4 protein-coding genes are annotated in these 1,124 nt (G+C 34.9%); all 4 read right to left on the reverse strand.

Translation table 11 applies throughout. The annotated features are described in order from the left end of the window. Nucleotides 1–334: 334 nt before the first annotated feature. The 4 genes from JU82_RS11710 to JU82_RS11720 are packed head-to-tail and all read right to left on the reverse strand — an operon-like array spanning nucleotide 335 to nucleotide 1,043. Nucleotides 335–502 carry a hypothetical protein gene (locus JU82_RS11710; protein WP_294892107.1) on the reverse strand — a complete coding sequence of 56 codons (168 nt, stop codon included), beginning with the start codon at nucleotides 500–502 and terminating at the stop codon, nucleotides 335–337. Next, nucleotides 496–666 (reverse strand): hypothetical protein, encoded by a 171-nt coding sequence (locus JU82_RS11715; RefSeq protein ID WP_294892108.1) that lies wholly within the window; start codon nucleotides 664–666, stop codon nucleotides 496–498. The genes JU82_RS11710 and JU82_RS11715 overlap by 7 nt, the downstream gene beginning before the upstream one ends. After that, on the reverse strand, nucleotides 659–844 hold the full coding sequence (locus tag JU82_RS04055; RefSeq protein ID WP_037946824.1) for a hypothetical protein: 186 nt from the start codon (nucleotides 842–844) through the stop codon (nucleotides 659–661). Before JU82_RS04055 ends, JU82_RS11715 begins: the two co-directional genes overlap by 8 nt. 43 nt (nucleotides 845–887) lie before the next feature. Further along, nucleotides 888–1,043, reverse strand: coding sequence for a hypothetical protein (locus JU82_RS11720; RefSeq protein ID WP_294892109.1), 156 nt, complete (start codon nucleotides 1,041–1,043; stop codon nucleotides 888–890). Between the last annotated feature and the right edge of the window lie 81 nt (nucleotides 1,044–1,124).

Consider the following 1,124-nt stretch of genomic DNA (forward strand, 5'->3'; position numbering starts at 1 on the left):
GTCCTCGATAATCAAGTTCTTTGAGTGTAATTCCCACTCTAAATCTTGAACCTTTTCAGCCAACACATCAATCACAACATTTTTTAAAACAGTTTCCATTTTTTCTACCTCCTTAATGGTATACCTAATTATAACATTACTTTTTAAGTAAGTCAAGAACTTATTTAAAATACTTTAATCTTCTTGGATAAAATGAAATGTTTCAATCTCTGAATCTTTCAGCCCGAAGCCCTGCATAAAATTAATTGCCTGACTGATGTTGTCAAATAAATTCCCGTGATCTGCAAACAACCACGGGAAGTAGTTTTCGCCCATTTCTAGGGGGTGTAATACTCTAACCAATACTTACTACCTGTTTTTCTTTTTCCGCGCTGTATAGTGGTTCTAGGCCGTTTAAACAACGCCACTTGTCAACGTTTCTTTGAAATTCTACTGCATCGCCTTGTTGCGCATGCTTCGCCATCTTTCCTTCTTTTGTTCCGTTTCCGATACTCTCTAGCATTGTAATTTGTCCTCCAATATTTCGCCTAATCTTTCAATCACTAAATCAACTATTTCGCCCTGGTAAAACTCTCTGTTTTTGTACGGGAATGTGCTGGCCTTTGGGTCTAGCACTTTTTTCATTCCTAACAATTCAGCCATTAACATTTCTACTTCTTTACGCATCTTTAAAATCCTTTCCTCTTTCAAATCCTTTTAGATATCCCGAATCATAACCAATTCCAAATGATTTTAAAATAACTTCATAAGCAACATCCACCAACACAACACGAAACTCTTTGTTATCAATGCTTTCTAGTACCGATAAAAATTCTTTATACTCTTGAGTATCTGTAATTTTCATTTCTTATCCTTTCACGCCGGTTGACCGCCGGCTCGGTTTGTTTTTATAGTATGAAATCTGGTTTTTCTTCTATCCAGTTTTGAATTAATTCTCTGACTTTTTCGTCTCCCATTTCAATTACTTCATCAATGTTACATGGTATTTCATTTTCAAGTATTGCTATTTCCATTTGCGACCGGTTCATTTCTTCCAACATCATTTTTAACTCCTCCAAGTTCGTATTTGTTTTATGAACTCATTATAGCATGTCTATTTAAATAAGTCAACAGGTTATTTAAAA

The sequence above is a fragment of the Sulfuricurvum sp. MLSB genome, assembly GCF_000747095.1.
Taxonomy (GTDB): Bacteria; Campylobacterota; Campylobacteria; order Campylobacterales; family Sulfurimonadaceae; genus Sulfuricurvum.

Bases quoted from the DNA above. Each gene is read 5' to 3' on its own strand.
- JU82_RS11710 (WP_294892107.1), bottom strand. From the start codon at position 502: ATGCTAGAGAGTATCGGAAACGGAACAAAAGAAGGAAAGATGGCGAAG.
- JU82_RS11715 (WP_294892108.1), bottom strand. From the start codon at position 666: ATGCGTAAAGAAGTAGAAATGTTAATGGCTGAATTGTTAGGAATGAAA.
- JU82_RS04055 (WP_037946824.1), bottom strand. From the start codon at position 844: ATGAAAATTACAGATACTCAAGAGTATAAAGAATTTTTATCGGTACTA.
- JU82_RS11720 (WP_294892109.1), bottom strand. From the start codon at position 1,043: ATGATGTTGGAAGAAATGAACCGGTCGCAAATGGAAATAGCAATACTT.